Annotated in this window: 20 protein-coding genes; 8 read left to right on the forward strand and 12 right to left on the reverse strand. The window is 46.0% G+C overall.

Features of this window, described 5'->3' with window-relative positions; translation table 11 throughout:
• The first annotated feature begins 10 nt into the window (after positions 1–10).
• Positions 11–565, forward strand: coding sequence for a peroxiredoxin (locus NDI34_RS01430; RefSeq protein WP_348231628.1), 555 nt, complete (start codon positions 11–13; stop codon positions 563–565).
• Between the two features lie 248 nt (positions 566–813).
• Here NDI34_RS01430 and NDI34_RS01435 read toward each other — a convergent pair whose 3' ends face one another.
• The 7 genes from NDI34_RS01435 to NDI34_RS01465 form a co-directional block, all read right to left on the reverse strand.
• Complete coding sequence (locus tag NDI34_RS01435; RefSeq protein ID WP_190412756.1) at positions 814–1,134, reverse strand: WGxxGxxG family protein; 321 nt, start codon at positions 1,132–1,134, stop codon at positions 814–816.
• 121 nt (positions 1,135–1,255) lie between these two features.
• Positions 1,256–1,564: a WGxxGxxG family protein gene (locus tag NDI34_RS01440; RefSeq protein WP_190412755.1), complete on the reverse strand. Its 309-nt coding sequence runs from the start codon at positions 1,562–1,564 to the stop codon at positions 1,256–1,258.
• A 170-nt stretch (positions 1,565–1,734) separates the two neighbouring features.
• Positions 1,735–2,784, reverse strand: a complete 1,050-nt coding sequence (gene lpxD, locus NDI34_RS01445; RefSeq protein WP_190527882.1) for a UDP-3-O-(3-hydroxymyristoyl)glucosamine N-acyltransferase — start codon at positions 2,782–2,784, stop codon at positions 1,735–1,737.
• 116 nt (positions 2,785–2,900) lie between these two features.
• Positions 2,901–4,169 (reverse strand): NAD(P)/FAD-dependent oxidoreductase, encoded by a 1,269-nt coding sequence (locus tag NDI34_RS01450; protein ID WP_348231630.1) that lies wholly within the window; start codon positions 4,167–4,169, stop codon positions 2,901–2,903.
• A gap of 51 nt (positions 4,170–4,220) precedes the next feature.
• Positions 4,221–4,385, reverse strand: a complete 165-nt coding sequence (gene rd, locus NDI34_RS01455; protein WP_190536233.1) for a rubredoxin — start codon at positions 4,383–4,385, stop codon at positions 4,221–4,223.
• Positions 4,386–4,605: 220 nt separating this feature from the next.
• Positions 4,606–5,397: a ChaB family protein gene (locus NDI34_RS01460; protein WP_348231631.1), complete on the reverse strand. Its 792-nt coding sequence runs from the start codon at positions 5,395–5,397 to the stop codon at positions 4,606–4,608.
• A 148-nt stretch (positions 5,398–5,545) separates the two neighbouring features.
• Positions 5,546–5,737, reverse strand: a complete 192-nt coding sequence (locus NDI34_RS01465) for a hypothetical protein (RefSeq protein WP_190412750.1) — start codon at positions 5,735–5,737, stop codon at positions 5,546–5,548.
• 418 nt (positions 5,738–6,155) lie between these two features.
• On the opposite strand from NDI34_RS01465, the gene NDI34_RS01470 reads away from it, so the two are divergent.
• Positions 6,156–6,743 carry an SRPBCC family protein gene (locus NDI34_RS01470; protein WP_348231632.1) on the forward strand — a complete coding sequence of 196 codons (588 nt, stop codon included), beginning with the start codon at positions 6,156–6,158 and terminating at the stop codon, positions 6,741–6,743.
• Positions 6,744–6,811: 68 nt separating this feature from the next.
• Here the strand turns inward: NDI34_RS01470 and NDI34_RS01475 are convergent, their stop codons facing one another.
• The gene (locus tag NDI34_RS01475) at positions 6,812–7,261 is read right to left on the reverse strand and encodes a pentapeptide repeat-containing protein (RefSeq protein WP_190987063.1); all 450 of its coding nucleotides are present in this window, start codon (positions 7,259–7,261) and stop codon (positions 6,812–6,814) included.
• A gap of 404 nt (positions 7,262–7,665) precedes the next feature.
• On the opposite strand from NDI34_RS01475, the gene NDI34_RS01480 reads away from it, so the two are divergent.
• Positions 7,666–7,923, forward strand: coding sequence for an ATP-binding protein (locus NDI34_RS01480; protein ID WP_348231633.1), 258 nt, complete (start codon positions 7,666–7,668; stop codon positions 7,921–7,923).
• A gap of 155 nt (positions 7,924–8,078) precedes the next feature.
• Positions 8,079–10,442, forward strand: coding sequence for a response regulator (locus NDI34_RS01485; protein WP_348231634.1), 2,364 nt, complete (start codon positions 8,079–8,081; stop codon positions 10,440–10,442).
• 149 nt (positions 10,443–10,591) lie between these two features.
• On the opposite strand, the gene NDI34_RS01490 is transcribed toward NDI34_RS01485, so the two are convergent.
• On the reverse strand, positions 10,592–12,403 hold the full coding sequence (locus NDI34_RS01490; RefSeq protein ID WP_348231635.1) for a serine/threonine-protein kinase: 1,812 nt from the start codon (positions 12,401–12,403) through the stop codon (positions 10,592–10,594).
• Positions 12,404–12,520: 117 nt separating this feature from the next.
• On the opposite strand from NDI34_RS01490, the gene NDI34_RS01495 reads away from it, so the two are divergent.
• Positions 12,521–13,276, forward strand: a complete 756-nt coding sequence (locus NDI34_RS01495; RefSeq protein WP_348231636.1) for a peptidylprolyl isomerase — start codon at positions 12,521–12,523, stop codon at positions 13,274–13,276.
• On the forward strand, positions 13,225–15,813 hold the full coding sequence (locus NDI34_RS01500; protein ID WP_348231637.1) for a type I secretion system permease/ATPase: 2,589 nt from the start codon (positions 13,225–13,227) through the stop codon (positions 15,811–15,813). The genes NDI34_RS01495 and NDI34_RS01500 overlap by 52 nt, the downstream gene beginning before the upstream one ends.
• 28 nt (positions 15,814–15,841) lie before the next feature.
• On the opposite strand, the gene NDI34_RS01505 is transcribed toward NDI34_RS01500, so the two are convergent.
• Positions 15,842–16,633: a TIGR00297 family protein gene (locus NDI34_RS01505; RefSeq protein WP_348231675.1), complete on the reverse strand. Its 792-nt coding sequence runs from the start codon at positions 16,631–16,633 to the stop codon at positions 15,842–15,844.
• Between the two features lie 172 nt (positions 16,634–16,805).
• Between NDI34_RS01505 and NDI34_RS01510 the strand changes: the two genes are divergently transcribed.
• Positions 16,806–17,237 (forward strand): VOC family protein, encoded by a 432-nt coding sequence (locus NDI34_RS01510; RefSeq protein ID WP_348231638.1) that lies wholly within the window; start codon positions 16,806–16,808, stop codon positions 17,235–17,237.
• Here the strand turns inward: NDI34_RS01510 and NDI34_RS01515 are convergent.
• Positions 17,167–17,856, reverse strand: a complete 690-nt coding sequence (locus tag NDI34_RS01515) for a triacylglycerol lipase (RefSeq protein WP_348231640.1) — start codon at positions 17,854–17,856, stop codon at positions 17,167–17,169. The two genes, NDI34_RS01510 and NDI34_RS01515, sit on opposite strands and share 71 nt — an antisense overlap.
• 427 nt (positions 17,857–18,283) lie before the next feature.
• Here NDI34_RS01515 and NDI34_RS01520 point away from each other — a divergent pair, with 427 nt between their 5' ends.
• Positions 18,284–18,874 carry a hypothetical protein gene (locus NDI34_RS01520; protein WP_190412739.1) on the forward strand — a complete coding sequence of 197 codons (591 nt, stop codon included), beginning with the start codon at positions 18,284–18,286 and terminating at the stop codon, positions 18,872–18,874.
• A 56-nt stretch (positions 18,875–18,930) separates the two neighbouring features.
• Here the strand turns inward: NDI34_RS01520 and NDI34_RS01525 are convergent, their stop codons facing one another.
• Positions 18,931–20,013, reverse strand: coding sequence for a tetratricopeptide repeat protein (locus NDI34_RS01525; RefSeq protein ID WP_348231641.1), 1,083 nt, complete (start codon positions 20,011–20,013; stop codon positions 18,931–18,933).
• Between the last annotated feature and the right edge of the window lie 30 nt (positions 20,014–20,043).

A 20,043-nucleotide genomic window follows, 5' to 3' on the forward strand; every position in this document is an offset into this window, starting at 1 on the left:
GCTTTTCATCATGAATTCTCGTCGCATCTTCCTCAATACTCTATTCGCAAGTTTTTTCGCCCTCATCACCTGGTTAAGCATTACACCATCAGCGGCTGCACTCGGCGGCAAGCTGCCCGCAGTAAATCAATCGGCTCCAGAGTTTACCCTGCCAACAAATACCGGCGATGGCGAAGTCTCCCTCTCCGATTACCGGGGTAAATGGGTGGTTCTCTACTTTTATCCCCAAGACTTCACCTCTGGTTGCACTCTAGAAGCCCGCAGATTTCAGCAAGACTTGCCGAAATACCTGGATAAAAATACTCAAATTATTGGCGTCAGTGCTGATTCTGTTGATTCTCATGCCAAGTTCTGCGATTCAGAAAAGCTGAAGTTTCCACTGCTGGCTGATACAGATGGCAAGGTGAGCAAAGCTTACGGTTCTTGGATTGGATTTGTCTCCATGCGCCATACCTTCATTGTCGATCCACAGGGAGTGCTACGCGAGACATTTACAGGGATCAATCCTGCAATTCACAGTAGCGAGGTTTTGGTACGTCTCAATGAATTGCAGGCAGCATCCTAAAGCGGCTAATAACTCAGCAAAGCCATGAAAATCAACATCATTTGTGCAAGCTGGTCATAGAGCATCGGCAATAAGTTCTTGTCAGTATTCCCGATTGGCTCATGCACATTCAAGAGGATTGCTAGATTAGCAAAAAATATAAATAACAAAATTCCTGATGGATGTTTGTCTCCACCAGGAATTCTTAAAGTTGTTTCTAAAACGTAGTTGTCAATGTTACGTAACTACGGCGAAACTTGTGTTGTACTTTACCGACGATAAGTAGAAGAAGTGGCTTCATTTGGGTCACGGTAAGCTACACGGTCGTCGTGTTTACGACCAGCTAAACCAGCTAAACCAGCTAAACCCAGCAGTCCTAACCAACCCCAATTAGAATCGCGATCGCCTTCATAATCGGCGTTGTTTACGCCTTGACTCGGAGCAGTGGTGGTGGTGTCGGGAGCTGTATTGGTGGTACCGGGAGCTGAATTATCGGTCTGGGCGGAAGCAGGTAGGGTCATGGGAACCAAAGCGACGCTAGCTGCAAGAACACCAGCACTCACCAATTTGGACAAGTTTGAATTTTTCATGTTTAAATCTCCTGTTCTTATGTTTCCAATCGATGGATTTCCAACAGGACGACATCCAGCAAATTGGTTTTAAAAGTGACGGACAGACAATAAATGTCTACGAACAAGCTGTCAATCAGCTTTAGCGGCGATAAGTAGAGGAACCGACTTCGTTGGGGTCGCGGTAAGCGGTCGTTTCGTGATTCTTACGACCGGCAAGACCTGCCAAACCAGCTAAGCCCAACAATCCTAACCAACCCCAATCAAAACCGCGATCGCCTTCAGTATTTGTATTTGTATTGTCTACGCCTTGGCTAGGAGCTGTATTGGTGGTACCGGGAGATGTAGTCGTATCAGTCTGGGCAGAAGCAGGTAGGGTCATGGGAACCAGAGCGACGCTAGCTGCAAGAACACCAGCACTCATTAGTTTAGACAAGTTTGAATTTTTCATGGGTGAATCTCCTCTTTTGTTACTCTTAATTTATACGAGTATCAAGAGAATCCAAATCCCTCTATAGCTGGAAACTCCTGCTTGTGTTTGTTATCACTCAAGAGATAGAAAAAGCCTTTTACAGGAGATGAATATATACGGCTAAAGCCGTATATACATTTCTGTAAATTTTATTTCTTGTCTCCTAGGTGTCGTTGTAGCTGCCTGAGAGTTTGATACATCTCTGGAAGACGATGGTAGATGGCTGCTGCTTTTAGGAATACTTTGTGGGGAATTGCTGGGACGCCAGTAACAATGGCACCAGGTTCAATATCATTGTGGATGCCTGCTTTGGCGGTCGCGATCGCGCCATCTCCAATATGTGCTTGATTGGCAATCCCTACCTGTCCGGCTAACAGCACGCGATTGCCGACGGTAACGCCCCCTGCCATCCCCACCTGTCCGGCTAAGGCGCAGTTAGAGCCTACCTTACAGCCGTGACCGATATGCACCAAGTTATCAATTTTGGTGTTGTGGGCAACGCGGGTTTCTCCCACAGCGGGGCGGTCAATGGTGCTATTGCAACCCACTTCGACGCCATCTTCCAGAACAGTGTAGCCAGACTGCTCCATTTTGAACCAGCCAGTCGGGGTGGGGACAAACCCAAAGCCTTCCGCACCGAGGACGGCACCGCTATGAATGACGCAATCTGCGCCGATCCGGGTGCGTTCGTGAATGGAACAATTAGCGTGTAATACCGTGCGATCGCCTATCTGCACGTTTGGATAGATGACTACATTCGGGTGAATGATGACAGCATTTCCAATCTCTGTACCCGCCTCAATGACTGCATGAGCGCCGATGTAAACATCTTGACCAATTTTGGCGTCGGGATGAATGACTGCGGTGGGATGGATTCCAGGCGCTGGACGGAAGGGTTTATAGAAAAGAGCGATCGCGGCGGCAAACATTAATCGCGGATCGGATACCGCAATCCAGGCAATTCCCCGCTCAGATGCTTGTGCTTGTAGCTTTTCATCCGGCGGTAAAATTAAGGCACTGGCAAAGGTTTTTCCCACAAAAGCCGCAAATTTCGCGCCCTCTATGTAGCTGAGTGTGCCAATGGCAGCCTCATCGACGGGTGCTACTCCCGTAATTTCCGGGTTGCAATCTGTATTTGAGGTCAAACTATTGCAGGCGGCAGTAGTACCCAGTTTTTCGACAATTTCGTGAAATTTCATCGGCATATTCATGGACAACTGTAAATGAATTGGCAGCTATACAAGAGATTCATCAAGTATTCGCACCGCCAAGACACAATTAAAAATTAAATTTTTGGGTTTTTAATTTTTAATTTTTAATTTTTAATTTCTTCGTTGCCCATTGCCTGACCCGCTAAGTAAGCAGTCGTCCAGGCACTCTGAAAGTTAAAGCCACCCGTGACGCCGTCAATATCGAGGATTTCTCCGGCAAAGTACAGCCCCGGACAGATGCGGCTTTCCATTGTCTTAAAGTTCACTTCCTTTAAGTTGACGCCGCCACAGGTAACGAATTCTTCCTTAAAGACACCCTTCCCCTGAATTTGGTACTTACCCTCGGAAAGTTCTTGAATTAGCTGATTGAGAACTTTATTAGATAATTCCGCCCAACGCTGTTCCCCACTAATCCCCACAGCAGCAATTAAACTCTGCCAGAGGCGTCGAGGTAAGGGCAGCGGACAATTGGTAGAAATGGCGCGTTGGGGCAATTGGGACTTGACCGCCAAAAGCATTTCCCGCAGCTTTTCCGGGTTGTACTGGGGTAGCCAATTAATTTGCAACGTCGTTCGATAATTGCAATCGTGCAGCATTCTAGCCGCCCAAGCCGACAGTTTCAAGGCAGCAGGGCCACTCAAACCCCAGTGGGTAATCAGTAATGGTCCGATTTGTTCTAACTGAGTTTTACCGACACCTAAACGCAGCCGCGCACTTTCCACGCTGACTCCGGCTAAATCTTGCAACCGGGGGTCGGAAATCGTAAAGGTGAATAGAGAGGGAACGGGTGGTTCAATCGTGTGTCCTAAAGTTTTTGCCCAGCGGTAGCCTTGGGGATTGCTGCCGGTAGCGAGGAGAATGCGATCGCACTTGAAGATCTCTCCTGACTTCAACTGGATCTCAAAGCCGGTGTCGAGTGGTTGATTCAATGAAGTCACTTGCCGGAAAATCTTATCAACAGGTGTTCCCCTGCGAATCTGCACTCCAGATGCCCTTGCTGCCTCAAACAGACAATCCACAATAGTTTCGGAACTATCTGTAATTGGAAACATCCGTCCATCCGGTTCAGTTTTCAATTGGACGCCGCGATCGCTAAACCAAACGACTGTATCTTTAGCTTGGAAACGACTAAAAGCCCCCCGAAGTGCTTTCCCGCCTCTGGGGTAATATTGCACTAAACCAGCCGGGTCAAAGCAAGCATGAGTAACATTGCATCGCCCGCCGCCAGAAATCCGAACTTTAGATAAGGGTTGTCGTCCTGCTTCTAACAAAATTACTTGCGCCTGGGGATAAGTTTCGGCACAGGTAATTGCACCAAAAAACCCCGCTGCCCCACCGCCAATCACTACTACTTTTAAAGGTTGCACAATCAAGCTATTGCCGATTTTACGGAATATTTTCCGTACAGATGCGATATCATCTCCCTACCCGTCGTATGGTTCAAAATCCCCTTTTGTGGCTCCACACGTAGGACATACCCAGTCTTCCGGGATATCTTCAAATGCCGTACCCGGTTGGATACCGCTATCTGGGTCGCCTTGTTGTGGGTCGTAGATGTAGTTGCAAACTGTACATATATACTTCTTCATTATCGCTCCTTAACATTTGCCTCTACATAATACTAAAAGCCGACGTAATCGAAATTACATCGGCTTTTGCAGAACCCATTGTTCATCTTCGAGAAACTTAAGTTTTGAGCCAAGGACTATCGCTGAATGGCACTCGCCTTAAGCCGAATCAAAAGTTTTGAAACCCACGCCAGCAGGTTAATTCTCTTGTAGTGTAGACGCACTTTCAACCGCCCAGTTGCTAGAGCTTTGCTTTAGCCTTCGACCAAAAGCCGTGTTCATCTTGTTCAAATTGTTCAGAAACAACATCCCAGGCATGATGTTCGGCTTTGGATTCATCGCCAGAGTCTTCTAGCGCTTTGTTGTAATTGGCGATAAATGTCCTTTGAGCATCCTCTGAGAGGTGAGAACGAACTTCCGGGGACAAATCGCTAGGACTTTCCAGTTTCCCAGCGCGTTTGCGGGGTAATGTGGTTTCGCTGGTATGCACTTCTTCGCCACCAGCACTTTCTAGCAGCAGCTGAATTTCACCGGATTGATTAGCAGAGACTTCTACAACTACCAGAAAATCTCCGGTTTCGACGCGAGTTTGATAAATGGCAGCTTTGTCTTCTGGCATTCCCAAAGCGACCAAAGCAGAGACTAAACCAGCGCCCGCTGCACCCGCTAAAGCACCACTTGCTGCACCCAGCAACGCCGCACCAATGGGTCCTGCCGCGACGACTGAACCCACAAAAGGAATGAACAGCACTCCCACACCAGTCAGCAAGCCAAGGGCTGAACCAAACAAGGAACCAAAGATGCCGCCGCTTCTCAGCCCGCCTAAAATCACATCTTTTTTGGTGATGAATCCAGCAATGCGAGTTTCGGAATGAAAGTTTTTGCCGATTACTGAAATATCGTCGCGGGAAATCCCCCGATCGAGCAAGCGGTGAATCACTTTCTCAATTTGTTCGCGCTCTTTGAAAACGGCTGAGATACTGCGTTCTACTGTGGAAACACTTGGCTGTGTAGTTGGGTTTGTCGCGGTCATTCACTTCTCCTGAAATTTGTTTTTTAATTCTTGTTAATTTCTCTTGGAGAATAGCGAACATGACAATTCCAGCGAATCGCCCCGAAGGTTGATATTAAATGTATTTAAAGATACTAAATGACTTAACAAACTTTGAAAAAGAAAGCAATTATCGGCGAGTGCGCTGAACGCCGTAAGTAATCCCACTCGCAATTGAAAGCAAAATTAATATCCAGATAACGCCGCCAGGGATGAACGTGAGAATTCCAAATCCTCGCAACAGATACACCGCAATTGTCAGCCCTACAACACTGGCAAAAATAGAAGAAATCAGGGTTTCAGGGTTAGGAGTTTGGCTCACAGACTCGACCAAATAAATGGTTAAAACAGAATATTGCCATCGGCTACGTCCGCCCAAGCTGCAAATGCCGCCGAGGATACCAGCAACCAAGGTAAAGAGAACTAACGCCCAGATGACGTAGTCAGGAAGCTGCTTCAGAACGCCCGATCCTTTCAGCACCACGATAATCGCTGTAATCACTAAAGCAATGCCAGCGATACAACAAAATTGCGGTGCCTGGGTTGGGAGAGCAACTCACGTTCCTTGGCTCCTGACATGCTTGAGGAATTATGGTCATCATTGTTACATACTGAGTTGCTGAAACAGCGATGTAGGATCAAATTAGGAGATTAGCCAACATACCTTGCCTTCCACGTCCGAGACAACCTGTGTTAGCTTGACATCGAATTACTATTGATTGAGGAGTAGCTGAGTCAGTATGAGTATACTTTTTCCGTCGGACTCGATGGATGCCGCCTCAGACTTGTCGCTGAGCAAGAGATACTCAACGGCGCTTTTGCAAGGTGAGATTTTGATAGAAACGCAATTGCGTTCTACGTGGGGGGGTGCTGTTACTGCCCAAATGTATTTGCCAATCGAGCGATCGCGCGTTTGGCAACAAGTGACAGACTATCCCCGTTGGGTGCAATATTTCCCAGATGTTACTCACTCTGAGGTACTGCACTCCAACGTCTCCTCGCCTGTTGGCTTACCGGAAGGGACGAGTTCCAAGAGTGTTTACCAAGTTGCCACGAAAACTTTCCTGTTTCTCAGTCTTCAGGTTGAGGCTTACCTGAGGGTATCTGAGATCGTGCAGCAGGAAATTCATTTTCGCTTGGAAAAAGGTACTTTTACCGATTTCTGTGCTGACTTAAGTTTGCAAGATTACGAGAATGGTACTTTGCTCACCTATACAGTAAAAGCAACGCCCAATATCCCAGTGCCGTCAATTTTCATCGAACAGGCAATGCAGCTAGAACTGCCTGTGAATATGCGAACTATGCGCCAGGTGATGTGCGGCAGTTAAAAGAGGCGATCGCGTTTAATTCCAAATGCACCTGGATGATCGGGGATAACGATACCAGGCAGAATCCTTCATCGGATATCTGTCTGGTATAAATTAGCACTGTTTAAGTCAGCCCCAAGCAAGTTGGCATTTTTCAGCTTGGCACCTGTCAAGTTTGCAAATCTCAAAGTCGCTTTTTGCAGGTCAGCACCTTCTAAGTTGGCATCCGTTAAGCGCGTAAATCTTAGGATGGCATTTTGTAAGTTAGCGTTTCTGAGCTGGGCGCGATCTAAGTCCGCTACGTATAAGTTAGCACCAGCCAGATTGGCTCCGGTTAGGTTGGCTTTCCTTAAGTTAGCCCGTTGCAGGTTCGCTTCTCTCAAGTCGGCACCGCTTAAATCAGCACCGGAAAGGTCGCACCCTACGCATTCTTTCGTTTCCAGCAATCGTTTGACGTGCCCCATATTTGCCGCTTGTACGGGCGTCGCCAGCGATAGCGGCACCGATAAAGCGGCGGCAACCAGTATTGTGAGTTTCATGACGTTTTTCGCCTCCTAAGCTTATTATCCAGCGAGGCGTTATCTCTGAGGAGAAAGAAAACCGCCACATTTGTCTATCCAATTGGGTTGGTTGAATCGTTTAAAACTGTTTGTTATATGACGTTTGCAATAAACCTTGAAAATTTAATAAATTTTTAATACTAAGAATACAAACAAAAGTTTCGGTTATCAAAAGCTAAAAGATTTATAAATTCGTTACGCTTCTTGACGATTTGGTGTAATTTTAAATAAGGAAAAATATCTTAAAATCTATACAAAGGTGGATTGCTTGCAGTCCAGATGAAGGGAAAAAAAGGAACCCTTTAAAAATGCGGTTAGGAATTGGTAAATCCTTTTGATTAAAGGAAGTTTATAAACCCATCCTCAGACGCGAGGCGATCTAATTGCGGCAAGTTTTAATTAACTTACTTCGCAATACAGTCAAGTTTACAGAAATCGGCGTTATAACTTTCAAAGTGGGCTACCAAACGGAGAGAACCCAGTTTCAGGTGGAAGATAGAGGAATTGGTATTGCACCGGATGCAAAAGGAACGGGATTAAAATTGGCAATTCGCTGTCAATTAGTTCAACTGATGAGTGGCGTATTCAAGGTCAAGAGTACCCTCCGCCTGCCAAAGAAATCGCAGACTTGCTCGATCTAGGCAAGGAAAGACGATTTTAGAGGCGTCGTAGAGCGATCGCTTACCTTGAGGCCTTGGATCGGCAGTTGATGCCGTATACTACCCATTTTGTCAATTCGCTAAAGTCTTAAAAAGAAACAAGTCTTATAGTTTATTCAAGAATTTAAGAGGTATGAATGAGTGTTGATACGGTTGAAAAAGGAGTTATCTTAATCGTTGATGACACTCCTACCAATTTGGGAATGCTGTTCGATTTCCTGGCTCATTCCGGCTTCCAAGTTTTAGTGGCTGAAGATGGCGAAAGTGCAATTGAAAGTGCCGATTATGCTTCACCCGACCTAATTTTGTTAGATGTACTCATGCCCGGAATAGATGGGTTTGAAACTTGCCGCCGCCTAAAAGCGAATCAAGTAACTCAAGATATTCCCGTAATTTTTATGACCGCGCTGAGTGAGACAGTGGATAAGGTCAAAGGGTTGAATCTTGGGGCGGTAGATTACATTACTAAACCGCTCCAGCATGAAGAAGTTTTAGCCCGTGTCAGCATCCACCTGCGCCTGCGTTGCTTGACCAAAAAACTGATAGACCAAAATATACGTTTAGAACAGGAGATATGCGAACGCAAACAAGCAGAAGCAGAACGAGAGCAAGCATTTATAGCGCTCCAGGAAAGCGAAGCTCGATTTAGATGCTTGGTTGAATCGAATATCATTGGGATTATTTTCGCAGATTTTCGGGGCAATATTACCGAAGCGAATGATGCCTTTCTACAGATGGTGGGATATGAGCGGGAGGAACTGCCAACGGGAGGTTTGCGTTGGCATGAAATTACTCCGCCCGAATATCGCCATTTAGACGAAGACGCGCTCGCACAATTCCTCAGTTCTGGCAATTGTACTCCCTACGAGAAAGAATTTATTTCCAAAGATGGTCGTCGCGTTCCAGTGATGATTGGTGCAGCGCTGATGGAACCATCTCAACCAAACGTTGTCGGTTTTGTCCTTGACATCACCGAGCGCAAACAGGCAGATCGGAAAATCCAAGAACAAGCGGCTTTGCTTGATATTACAACCGATGCAATTCTCGTCCGAGACCTGAACAACCAAATCCTATTTTGGAACAAAGGGGCTGAACGTTTGTACGGATGGAAGACAGAAGAAGTTTTTGGTAAGAATGCTAATCAACTTTTATACAAGGAAATTTCACCACAACTCCAAAAAAATCAGAATATTCTTGCCCAAGAAAACGAGTGGCAGGGTGAATTGCATCAAGTCACAAAAGACGGGAAAAATATTATCGTTGCAAGTCGCTGGACTCTCGTTCGGGATGAAGAAGAACAACCCAAATTTATCTTAACTGTTAATACCGATATTACAGAGAGGAAACAACTCGAAGCCCAGTTTCTTCGGGCACAGCGCATGGAGAGTATCGGCACTCTGGCAAGCGGGATTGCCCACGATCTCAACAATGCCCTAGCGCCTGTATTAATGTCTGTTCAAATCTTGGAACACAAACTTCAAGATGAGCAGAGCCGGCGAATCCTAAAAACACTAGAAACCAATACTCAACGAAGTGCCGATCTCGTTAAACAAGTGCTGTCATTTGTGCGAGGAGTCGAAGGGAAGCGAACCACCTTGCAAGTAAGGCACATTATTAAAGAAATTGAGCAGATTGTTAAACAGACGTTTTCTAGAGCGATTGAAATCCGCACCGATATCCCCATGCTCGATCTTTGGACTATTTCTGGGGATGCAACTCAGCTGCACCAAGTATTGATGAATCTCTGCGTAAATGCTAGGGATGCCATGCCAAATGGGGGAACTTTAGAGCTTGGTGCCAGGAATCTATGGGTTGATGAACACTATGTCCGGATGAATCTTGACGCTAAGGTTGGCCCTTACGTTGTCATTACTGTATCCGATACAGGGATGGGAATCTCAAGGGAAATAATCGATAGAATCTTTGAGCCATTTTTCACCACAAAAGAGATAGGACAAGGTACTGGCTTAGGTCTTTCAACGGTGATGGGTATCGTTAAAAGTCACGGTGGATTTGTGCAGGTACTTAGCGAAGTGGGGCAAGGAACGCAGTTTTATATTTACTTACCCGTAACGCAGGCAACGATACCAGATGAGACGAAAAGCTTGCCTCATGAATTGCCTAGAGGACAAGGAGAATTAATTCTCGTTGTTGATGATGAATATTCAATTCGAGAGCTTACGAAAATTTCTCTAGAAACCTATAATTACAAGGTTTTAACCGCTACTGATGGAGTGGAGGCATTGGTGCTATATGCAGAACACAAGCAAGATATTAACGCTGTATTAGTCGATATGATGATGCCAGCTATGGATGGTATAACGACTATCCGGGCTTTGCAAAAAATCAATCCACAGGTCAAGATTATTGCAGTTAGCGGCCTTACATCTAATTACCAGATAACTGAAATCGCTGGTAATAACGTCAAAACATTTTTACCAAAGCCCTACACGTCAGAGGAATTGTTGAAAAATATACAGGTGGTTCTTGGTAAAAATTAGAAAGTTTTGTTTTTCTATGAGTGGTAGCGTTTCAGATACCCGACTTTTTAAAAAAGTCGAGTATCTCGCCTTCACGTTGCAGCTCAATTTTATCTAATGCCCAAAGAATGGACTAGAAGCGATCGCGCTTAACATCAGTTCTCGCCCAGTTAATCGCACCGCCAAATCTTGATAGTCTTGTCCTCGCTGCCACTGACTAAAGTCTGCCCATCCGGGCTAAAAGCAACTGAATAAACCAAATTTGAATGCCCTCTGAGGGTGTGAATCAGCTTACCACTGTCAATCGACCAATTCTGAATGGTGTTGTCTCCACTACCACTGGCAAGAGTCTGCCCATCCGGACTAAAAGCGACGGAACAAATTGAATTTGAATATCCAGTGAGGCTGTGAATTAGCTTACCAGTCTCCAAGTGCCAAAGCTTGATAGTCTTATCTCCACTACCACTGGCAAGAGTCTGCCCATCCGGACTAAAAGCAACAGAATAAACCCGGCTTAAATGCCCTGTGAGAGTCTGAATCAGCTTGCCACTGCCCACCGGCCACAGCTTGATAGTGTAATCCTGACTGCAACTGGCAAGACTTTGCCCGTCCGGACTAAAGGCAACGGAAAAAATATAGTCTAAGTGCCCCGTAAAATCGCGAATCAGCTTGCCACTGCCCACCTGCCACAGCTTCATGGTTTTGTCCCCACTACCACTAGCTAGAGTCTGCCCATCCGGACTAAAAACAACAGAATGAACCCACCTTGAATGCCCCGTGAAAGTGCGAATCAGCTTGCCACTGTCCACCTGCCACAGTTTAATGGTGCTGTCTCCACTACCACTAGCTAGAGTCTGCCCATCTGGACTGATAGCTATAGAACGAACCCAACTTGAATGCCCGGTGAGAGTATGAATCAGCTTGCCACTGTCCACCTGCCACAGCTTAATGGTTTTGTCATTGCTGCCACTGGCAAGAGTCTGCCCATTCGGACTGATAGCTATAGAACGAACCCAGCTTGAATGCCCTATGAGGGTGTGGACACATCTCCAATTCTGAGATTTTGGCGGTGGTGGGGTAGATACAGCATTTAAGTCTTTCAAAACTTCAGCGGCTGATTGATAGCGTTCTTTCACATAATCTTTCAGCAACTTATCCAAAACTTGACTCAGTTGGCTGCTGACATTTTTCCCTTTTTCCCTCAGATGCTCTTTCCATAGCCAGCAGCCCTCTAATGGATCGTAAAGTTCATCAAGTTCGGTTGCTGTCAGCAGATGAATGCAGGTAACGCCTAAACTGTATAAGTCACTGGCTGGATAAGCTTTACCGCTGCGAAATTGCTCGATGGGTGCGTAGCCTTCTGTGCCAGCTTTCGTGCCTGTTTTAGTTAAACCAGTGCCAACGGTCAATTGCTTGGAAATGCCGAAATCAATTAGGACGAATTTGCCATCTCTTTTACGTTTTATAATATTCGTCGGCTTGATATCCCGGTGAATCACCTGATGTTCGTGGACAAATTGCAACACCGGCAATAAATCATTTAATAAATCTCGAATTTGCTCTTCTGTGAATGCTTGCTGTAGTTCCAAGTTTTGACCTAATTCCTGCCCCTCGATATATTGCTGTACCAGATACAGGCGTTTATCTTGCTCGAAATAGGCAAATAAACTAGGAATTTGTGGATGTTGTTCTCCCAGTTGCAGTAATTGCCTCGCTTCTTGCTCAAATAGCTGGGTTGCCTTCTGCATTGCTGCTGAATTGCCTTGAATTTCTGGCACTGGCAAAAATTGCTTAATTACACAAGCAGCTTTCAGCCTGTCTGCATCTTCAGCCAAGAAAGTTCTGCCAAAACCACCCTCCCCTATGGGCGCGATCGCGCGGTATCGATCCTTGAGCAGTAACTTCGTTCCGCAACTTGTACAAAAGTTTGTGCCAACAGGGTTTTGAGGCTTGTTGCAACCTGAATTCAGGCAATAGCTCATAGACAGAAAATCGGCAGATTGCGTCTATGATAAAGCTTTTTGTGGAGCGGACATCTCTCCTGTATATAATTACTCATAATTTTAGAAAAGATAAACATTCCCTCAATTCTTGATTTTATGGAATCTGTACATTTTCTGCTTGTAAATGACCAATCAATTTCACTTGAACAGGCTCTAAAATATCTGCGATCTTCTGGTAAACTCACTTCCTTTATTGGAGAAATCCTCCGTCAGTACGTTATAAATCAACAACTGCAAACACTCAAACTTGATATTAGCTTGGCGGCAATTGAGCAAGCAGTGATTGATTTTCGGTTGCACCGAAATCTAGCAGATCCCAAGAGTTTCCAAGAATGGCTTGTTCGCAGTGGAATCGACTACGAAACATTCCACAATCAGGTAAAATCTGGTTTTCAGCTCACCAAGCTCAAAACTCAGATTGCAGAGCCGAAACTGCAAGAATATTTCATTGAACGCAAGCTATTCCTGGATCGGGTTGTACTCTCTCGTCTTGTGGTAGCCCAACAAGAATTAGCTGAAGAATTATATAGCCAAATTGAAGAGGGAGCCAGCTTTGAACAATTAGCGCAAGAGTATTCTCTCACAGACGATCGAATTGTAAATGGAATGATGGGGCCAGTCAGCCGAGGAACGCTTCCAGACCAAATCCGAGCCGCGATTGATACCGCGAGTCCAGGGCGGTTATTAGAGCCATTAAAACTCGAAGAACGTTGGGCTTTGTTTCGAGTTGAGAAATTCCTGCCAGCTTCGTTAGAAGATAGTCAGCTAAAGGAAGCACTACAGAATGAACTTTTTGAGCAATGGCTAGCACAGAAAATTCAAAACTTAACGGTGAAACTGCAAATCAGTTGAGTAGTGTTGAACTCGCTAAAATTTTGCCTGGGAATATTCCACCTCTGAGCTTGCTGACATCAGAACAGCAAGCGAAATTCCAAACGCAAGCCGAAATTCGTTCCTACAAGTTGGGGGAAAAAATTTGGTCTACAGATCGTCCGGGCGACCAGTTTTTAATTCTGTCTGGAAAAGTGCGTTTGCGGGAAGAAGGAGGGGCGAAACCGCTAACCACTTTGACCGAGGGAGATTGGTTCGGTGATTTGCAGCAATTTCTGGGATTCAAAGCGATCGCTTCTAGCAAAGAAGTTGTGGTAGTGCGCTGGGATACTGCGTTATGGCATGAAGCTTCCTCTCCAGAACTGGATAGCTTCTGGAAGCAATCTAGCGGCGTCAAGTCTAACTACGAAGAGGCAACGATAGAAACCGAACGCAGGATATCTGTAAGTAATTATCCGTTTATTTCTAGCCTTAACTCAGCGGCAGCTTGCTTAACGATGGTGGCGCAATACTTACAAAATCCAGCTTCTCTAGAGTGGATACAACGTCAGTTGCGGGGACAACGCCCGAAACAGCTTGTAGAAGCCAGTGAGAAAATAGGGCTACATCTGCGATGCTTGGTAGTATCTGGGCGCGAATTGCAGCAGCTATCTTTTCCAGCTTTGCTGCATTGGAACCAGGAACATTGGGTGGTGGTATACGAGGTAAAAGGCGATCGCATTATCATCGCTAACCCCCTCAACCCCAGCCAAACTTGCGAAAGTATTCCTCTTTCTTCACTTGAAGCTGCTTGGGATGGGCAACTGTGGCAAGTTGAACTAATTCAGCAACAAGACAAATTTAACCTTAGTTGGTTTTTACCGGCAGTTTGGCGTTACCGGGGTTTACTCGGAGAAGTGCTGGTTGCGTCTTTCACGTTGCAGCTGTTGGGTTTAGCAACGCCAATCATTACTCAGGTAATTATTGACAAGGTGATGGTGCAGGAAAGTCTGCCAACTTTGGACGTGATGGCGATCGCGCTTTTGAGCGTTGCTATCTTTGAGGCGATTCTGGGTATCTTACGGCTATTTATCTTTACTCACACTGCACGACGCTTAGACCTTAGTTTATCCGCTCAATTGTTTCGCCACTTGATGCGGCTACCTTTGGCTTATTTTGAGTCTCGCCGCGTTGGAGATACGGTAGCGCGAGTACAAGAACTGGAAAATATTCGCCAATTTCTCACCGGAACGGCGTTAACTGTCATCTTAGATAGCGTCTTTGCTGTTATCTACCTGGCGCTGATGTTTTATTACAATGTCAAGCTTACCTTCGTTGCCTTGGCAGTGATTCCGCTATTTGCAATGTTGACATTGGTGGCGACGCCGATTCTCCGGAACTGGTTGAATGAAACCTTTAACCGCAGTGCGGATAGCCAATCGTTTCTTGTAGAGACGGTGACGGGAATCCATGCAGTGAAGGCTCATGCAGCCGAAGGAACCGCACGCGATCGCTGGGAAGGTTTATTTGCCCGTTTCATCCGCACCGGCTTTAAAGCTTCTACCACCTCCAATATTAGTAACAATATCGGTGACTTTCTGACTAATTTTTCCAACTTACTCATTCTCTGGTTTGGAGCTGCGCTAGTCATCAACCATCAGCTCACAATTGGTCAGCTAGTTGCTTTTCAAATGCTGGCGGGAAGAATGACTGGGCCACTTTTACGGTTAGTGCAATTGTGGCAAAATCTCCAACAAGTGTTACTTTCTGTAGACCGAATTGGAGATATTCTCAACGTAGCCCCCGAAGCCGAACCCGGATCGGGTCTAGTTCTTCCCACTCTGAAAGGGAAAGTTACCTTCGATCGGGTTTTCTTCCGCTATCAATCCAATCAAGAACCAATCCTGCGAGGAATTACCTTCACCGTTCAACCGGGAATGTTTGTCGGCATTGTCGGGCGAAGTGGCTCTGGGAAAAGTACCCTTTCTAAGCTTTTGCAACGACTTTACCCAGTTGAATCAGGTCGCATTTTTATTGATGGGTTTGATATTAAAAGTGCTGATTTAGCATCCTTGCGCCAACAAATCAGTGTAGTTCTCCAAGAAGATTTTCTTTTTAACGGTTCTATCTTAGAAAATATTACTTTAGGTAATTCAGATATTAGTACCGAACAAGTCGTAGAAGCCGCACGATTAGCCGTCGCCGATGACTTTATCAGCGAACTCAGCCACGGTTACGAGAATAATGTTGGAGAACGAGGCACTGCTTTATCTGGCGGTCAGCGTCAGCGAATTGCCTTAGCTCGTTTATTCTTATCTCAAGCTCCTATTTTAATTCTCGACGAAGCAACCAGCGCCTTAGATAGCGAAACAGAGCAGCAAGTTTTACAAAATTTACAGGCAATTTCCCAAAACCGTACAGTTTTTATGATTGCCCACAGATTTGAGCCGCTCAAGCGGGCAGATTTGATTTTGGTGCTAGAGAAAGGGGTACTAATCGAACAAGGAACTCATCTAGAATTAATGCAAAAAAAAGGGTTGTATTGGTTGCTTTATCAACGTCAGCAGCCATCTAGTTAAAGACTACTTAAAATCATGCAGTTTCAAGTCAAGTAATTCCCGTAGTAGTCAGACTAAACGAGTGCCATGCTAAGGCAAACAAAATTGCCGCGATCGCGCCAATGAATGTATTGAGAAAATTCACGACTTCGTTGGTAAGCCAACCGTAGCGAGATTGCAGCGTAGCACCGATGACACTTTCTAAATTAGTCGCAATAAACGCTGCTACTATGCACCAAACCACCCCGATGAGATCGATCGCACCAACGCCCCAGCCAACACAAGCGATCGCAACCGATGCCACCACTCCAGCGATTGTCCCTTCTAAAGAGACTGCCCCTTCTGTTCCCCTAGCTACAGGTTGTAAAGTCGTAATCAAAAACGTCCGTTTACCATAAGCTTTCCCGACTTCGCTGGCGGTGGTATCCGAAAGTTTAGTGCTAAAACTCGCTACATAGCCCAGCAGTAAGAAAGGCACCCATTGGGGTTGCTCTAAATAACTCACCAGTAGCGTTCCTAAGGCGCATAGAGTGCCCGTGAGAGCGGAACCCCAGACATTCTCCGGTCCCCGCGCCCCAGAGCGTTTCTCGGCAATTCCTTCGGCTTCTTTTTGAGCCATGCCAATGCGCGTGACGGCAGAGCCTACCAGAAAATAAAACATGACGACTACATATCCCTGCCAGCCGAGGGTACCCCAGATAATGACGCCCAGCGCCCAAGCGTGGAGGAATCCGGCGGGGGTCAGTAACTTTTTAGGGGCGAAATAGGCGATCGCTAACAAAACTGTATTCAATCCCACTGCAACTAACCAGGGATTGACAGAATTAATTGTAGAGAGCATCTGTAAAAATCTTGAATTCATAACACTCTTTCACAATACTCTTGCTCGTGAGAGAGGCGCAAAAAGGAACCGCAGGTGAAGGATGTATCTATCACAGCGAATATCACCTTTAATCGGCGCTTGCGCCACCAGGAAAGCGCCGCAAATAAAGCACAGCACTCAGATATTACCGATGAATCCAACCATATTTCATCTTGCTTTTCCCATCTCCGATGTTGCCCAAGCCAAAGCGTACTACGCCGATGGACTCTGCTGCCAAGTAGGACGTGAAACCCGCGATGCCTTAATTCTGAATCTCTACGGTCATCAGCTGGTAGGTCACGTTAGCAAAGAACCGATTACCCCGCAACGAGGAATTTATCCCCGGCACTTTGGGCTGATTTTTACATCAATGGCTGATTGGGAAAGCTTGCTAGAACGGGCACAACAGCAACAGTTGCACTTTTATCAGCAGCCGAAACATCGCTTTCCCAGTCAACTCACCGAACATCGTACCTTCTTTCTCGAAGATCCGTTTTATAACTTGATGGAGTTCAAATATTACTCTCATGCCGAGGCAATTTTCGGGGTTCGGGAGTATGCCGAGATTGGCGATTCCCATTAGGAGACGCTACGCGATCGCGCTTCAGTGGTTCTAAAAGTGCCTTCTCCACAGCCTTAACCCCCTTAGCATCTGTAATCATCCACGGGTGCAGCAATACTGGCACCTGTAGATTTTGACCGACGGGCATTTCCGAACTATTCGGTGGCAGAATGATTAAATCAAAAGGCGTCCAGATCGAGGTGAAATTCACCTGTTCCAGCATCGCCACATCCCGATTCAAATCTTGTAGAAAAGCGCTATCAGGGCGCATCTGAACGCAGCCAATCCCATTGTGAAAGTAGCCCGCCCACGTTCCGTGGTTGGGTGCTGATATGGTAATAAAACGCTGCACCCGGTTAATACCCCCTAGTCGCTGCACGTAGTAGCGGCTAACGATGCCTCCCATACTGAAGCCGACCAAATCAAATGGTTGGTCGGGTGAAAAGGTCTTGGCAACGTAATCAGCAACCTGCTGTGCTAGAGAGTCCAGACCCATCGCACCATTATTGGGGGTGAGGCTGAGGTCGTATACAGACCAGCCTTGCTGTGCCAGGTAAGGAGCCATTTTATGGAATACAGCAGCCGTATCGTTGATGCCGTGAATTAGCAATACAGGATTGCGCTTAGGGGCACTGTTCATTTTGCCAGGAATTAATCTCATATAATCCCAGCTTAGACACGAGCGATCGCGGCTGGGGTTGGTTTAGGACAGCCTGTCGAGTGGCTGTGGCTTAAAATCTGAGATTAATGTAAATTCTTGCAACAAAAGAGCGTTTTCCAGAGCTAACTGGCTGGGTAACTGTACTTACTAAAACAAAATTTGTAAATTTTTGTAAAGAACTATCTGGGAATCTTGCGTTTGTCCGCCGTAAAACTTCATAATCCGATCTGGATCGCAAATTGCAACGGTAGAAACGCTTTGTCCATATTGTAAAGCGGCTGCTTTCTGAGCTGAGCAGTTGAGCTTATCCTTGGCGATACCAGTCTTGCATCAAAAATAGAATAGCTTGCTCCAATGTTTCGGGAATCAGTCAACATCGTCATTTAAATCTCAGGAGTAATACTAAATGTTTGGTTTTATCAAAAAATTGTTGGGCGGCATTACCGCTTTCATTGGTGGAATTTTTGGCTCTAAGAAATCTGAAGGAAACGAGGCTGCTGCTCTTCCTCGTAAGAAGTCTGGTGGATACTACATGGAGCTAGAAGAGTCCAAAGACGCAAAACCAGCGGCACAAGAGAGCCAGAAGAAGCCAGAACCAGTCAAAGCCCAAACATCAGAATCGAAGAAGCCGGAACCCGCGAAGGCATCTGCATCCGCTTCTAAATCTGCGTCTAATGGACAAAAAGATTCATCGAAGCCTCAAGCAACCCCAGAACTTGTAGGGGCTGCATCCAAGAATTCATCAAACTCTAAAGAAGTCTCAGAACCGAAAGAAATTGCTCAACGGCCCCCAGTAGAGCTAATTCAGACGGCTGAAGGTGTTGAGGCAGTAGTTGCTGAGAAACCAGCAGCACCCATCAACGGCAAGGGTCAAAGCCAATCCGATACCACGTTTGCTCCGAAATACTTGAATCCAATTTCTAGCTCTAATACTCGTCGGCGTCCCGGTCCCAGCATGAGCAACTTCATGGACATGGCGCGTCAGGTGAAAAAATAATCAAAAACTAAAAATTAAAAATTAGCAGGCTTGTTGTCTAATTTTTGATTTGCTTTTTAATTCTTTGACCCTCTGAGGAAAACCAGCCCACTGTACAGTTGGAAAGCTGGATCCCAGAGGGTTTCTTCACGCCGAAATAAGTCGATATGAGACTTGAGACTTTTTAGCATTTCTGTGCGATCTAGCGCAGTTTGAGCAAAATCTGTAAAATCTGCCCAAATCGGCGTCTGAGCCAAATGTCCTTCTAGAAAATGAAGTAAATTGTTCCAATGACTGCGGTTGGTAGCCTGATTGGGTTGAGTCGGCTGTGGATTGAAGGAAATCCCCTGCCCAAACTGGTAGTTGCTATCGCAAAGGCGAAGAATACTGTGTCTGGAAGGAAGATGCAAGTCGATCAATTGGGCATAGTCTTGGGTTTGAGTTTTCCATTGCAGTTGGCGACGAGCATCTTGGTCGATGACTTCGCCAAAGATTGGTAAGAGTCCTTGCACTTGTTGTCTGACTTCTGACCAGTTGAAGGTCAGGGAACCTGTCTGACCGTGTTCGTTCTCGCAAACGACGCTAGGTGGGGAAGCCGAAAGGAAATGGCTGACGCGAAAAACGTTAAGTTTCCGAACATCTGCAAGGTTTGCCCAGAAGTTGGGAATTTCGGCTTGCTGCATCTGTTGACTGTAGAATCGCAGTTCTCCTACCGGACCAGTTCGGTACAACCGCCAGCCGCGACTGGGAAGTTGTAGCCGTGCGGTGTAAGGGTCTATCTGCACGATTCGAGCTAACTGTTGGGCGGCGACCTGTTTCTTTTCAGCGCTAACGGCTTCTAGAACTAAGACGCCTGCTTCTGTGTCTTCTGGGGCGGCGGTGGCTTGAGCGATCGCGTCTCGTCTTTTTTGTTGGGCGATCGCTTCTATACGTCCCAATCCTTGACGAGCTTGAGTCATAATCTTGGGATTGGTGGTTTCCCGTAACAGCTGCCGATAGGCATTTTCTGCCGCCTCCAACTTGCCCGTTTCTTCGTACAGCCGTCCCACATAGAACTGTACTAAAGGATTTTGCGGCATCTGTTTTACCAGATGGTTGAGTAACCAGGCAACGGTTTTATAGTCTTTGCGCTCGAAAGCTTCCGCAAGTTGTTCAAGCATTACAGTAATTAAAAAAATAACAATTAAAAA

The organism is Trichocoleus sp. DQ-U1 (assembly GCF_039961925.1).
In the GTDB taxonomy this organism is placed as follows: Bacteria; Cyanobacteriota; Cyanobacteriia; order Cyanobacteriales; family FACHB-T130; genus FACHB-T130.